The sequence below is a fragment of the Desulfomonilia bacterium genome (assembly GCA_036567785.1).
Taxonomy (GTDB): Bacteria; Desulfobacterota; Desulfomonilia; order UBA1062; family UBA1062; genus DATCTV01.
The window spans coordinates 1-2,643 of sequence record DATCTV010000058.1 but is presented as its reverse complement, the minus strand read 5'-3'; the positions used below and the strand labels follow the sequence as shown (position 1 = coordinate 2,643).

Annotated in this window: 2 protein-coding genes; both read left to right on the top strand. The window is 51.3% G+C overall.

Translation table 11 applies throughout. The annotated features are described in order from the left end of the window. The first annotated feature begins 109 nt into the window (after window positions 1–109). Window positions 110–1,186 carry an IS30 family transposase gene (locus VIS94_14855; GenBank protein HEY9162354.1) on the top strand — a complete coding sequence of 359 codons (1,077 nt, stop codon included), beginning with the start codon at window positions 110–112 and terminating at the stop codon, window positions 1,184–1,186. Between the two features lie 231 nt (window positions 1,187–1,417). Continuing rightward, window positions 1,418–2,643: SLC13 family permease (locus tag VIS94_14850; protein ID HEY9162353.1), on the top strand; the 1,226-nt coding region annotated here is incomplete at its 3' end.

The window sequence follows — 2,643 nt, the reverse complement described above, 5'->3', positions numbered from 1 at the left end:
CGCGGATTGTAATATCAACTGCCCCGGTTGAAGAAAGAGAATAGCTCAACGGAGCGACTTCTTGTAAACTGTTGGTTACGACACGAACAAAGCACAAGGAGGCAGCCCGATGAGCCAAGAAGAATATAGCATGGAACGGATGAAAAGGAAACATTTAAGCGAGGAAGAACGGAAAATAATCGAGCGGGAAATGAGATACGGCACCGGCAAAGCGGGAATCGCGCGGTTGCTGCACAGGGACATCAGCACTATCAAACGGGAGATCAAGCGCGGAAGCGTCATACAGCGGAAAGAGAACCCTTACGCCAGCCGCAACCCGAAAGTTCCGGATTATTTGGAAAAAATGGTGTACTTTTGGGATGTGGGGCAGTCCGCCTATCTCCGAAACCGGCAGAAATGCGGCGCAAAAAACAAAGTAATCGCTTGCGCCGAACAGGTACAATATGTGGAGGCGAAGATTTTAGGAAAGGAGAAATGGTCGCCTGACGCGGCAATCGGCTTTGCAAAAGCCAACGGCCTCTTTCCGGGCCAAGAGTTCAGCACAAAAACATTCTACAACTGGATAGACGACGGGCTTGTGAGGGTGAAGAACATCGATCTGCTTTTAAAAGTGCGCCGAAAGCCGAAGAAACCAAGGCGGGAGCGAAAACGGGTTATGGGAAAAAGCATAGAGGAAAGGCCTTCGTCCGTTGATGCCCGGGAAGATTTCGGACATTGGGAAGGCGACGGGATGGTAGGCAAAGGCAGGCGGGGACACCTCATCAGTTTGGTGGAAAGAAAGACCGGCGCAGGGTTCCTGTTCAATGTTGCCACGAGAGAAAGCAATAAAATCGTCGAGGTGCTGGATATGCTTCAACAAGAATACAAGGGTTGTTTTAACGCTATCTTTAAGACCATTACCTTCGACAACGGGCCTGAGTTTTCCGACAGCGACGGGATGGAAAACGGCAGGGACACGCAAGTCTACTATGCTCACCCGTACAGCAGTTATGAGCGCGCAATCAACGAGAATTGGAACGGCATCGTCAGGCGGTTTATCCCCAAAGGCAAAAGTTTCGACAATCTGACACAGGAGGATATGCAACGGATCGGTCATTACATCAATACGATGCCGAGAAAGCGGTTAGGGTACAGAACGCCTCTGGACTTGTGGAACGAAGCCATTCGCCATATACTTGCAGCATAAGCGCCACGGCAAGCGCGCCGCGCTTTGGATTCCCTCCATTCCGCTTCGCTTCATTCCGGAAATCCAAAGCAATATCTTCCACCAGCAGTTTTCTTCACCGGTGCAGTTGAATTTACAATCGACGAACCGTGAATTTACGGCTCTTTATATACATTATATATTGCATTCACTTTTTTGACCTGTTATAATACTCGGCAAGCGTGCCGAAAAACAACCGAAGCGGGTGGTATTTTGACCGATGAAGTGAAGATGATTTTCGCGCTTGTTCTGTTCCTTGCGACCTATGTGCTGCTTCTTCTGCTGCCGAAGTACAGGGCTTATATCGCCCTCGCGACGGCGGTTGTTTTTGTGGCTGCTCGCGTCATGACGGCGGGCCATATCGTGACCCTCGACTGGATACCCAACTGGAATGTACTGATGATGATTGCCGGGACGATGGGCATCGTATCGCTGTTCATCGAATCGAAAATGCCGGCTCTCCTGGCCGACCTGATTATTGACAAAATGCCCAATGTCAAATGGGCGACACTCGCGCTTTCTCTTTTCGCCGGCCTTATTTCGGCGTTTGTCGATAATGTCGCCACGGTTCTCATGGTGGCGCCCGTGGCGGTGACCATCGCCAAAAAATTAAAAATTTCACCGGTCAATATGGTCATCGCCATCGCGATTTCGTCCAACCTGCAGGGCGCCGCGACACTGGTCGGCGACACAACATCCATCCTCCTCGGCGCCGAGGCGAAGATGAATTTCGCGCACTTTTTCTTTTTCCGCATCAACGAAAGCAGCGCTTTGCGGCCGAGCCTCTTCTGGATTTGCCAGGCCGGCGCCCTTGCCTCCGCGTTGATCCTTCTTTTCCTATTCCGTAAAGACAAACAGCCTATTCACATGGAAGAAAAAACGCAGGTCACCGACTATGTGCCGTCCGTGCTTTTGCTGGGCACCATCGTGCTGCTGATTATCGCTTCTTTCCTTCCGATACCGGAAAAACTGAGGGATGCCATCCCCATCAACGGCATTATCTGCATGACCCTTTTCCTTATCGGCCTGGTCAGGAACCTCGCAAAACGCAGAGATATCGTCAAAACGCTCAAAGAGGTCGACGGGTTTACGCTGCTGCTGCTGTTCTCCCTGTTCGTTATCATCGGCGGCATTGAGGAAGCGGGCATTATCGATAAAATCAGTATGATCATCCAGCATATCAGCGCCGGAAATCTGTTTGTTATTTTCACCATTCTTTGCTGGATTTCGGTCGCGTTTTCCGCGGTCATCGACAACATCCCCTATGTTATGACTATGCTGCCCGTCGTCACCATGCTTGCCAATTCCATGAGTCCGACAGGCCAGGACACCGAGGGCATCCGTTTTGTCATGTACTTTGGGCTCGTCGTCGGCGCGACGCTCGGCGGCAACCTGACGCCCATCGGCGCTTCGGCCAACATCGCCGGTATCGGCATTCT

Excerpts from the sequence above, each read along its gene's own strand:
- VIS94_14855 (HEY9162354.1), top strand. The coding sequence starts at position 110 with ATGAGCCAAGAAGAATATAGCATGGAACGGATGAAAAGGAAACATTTA.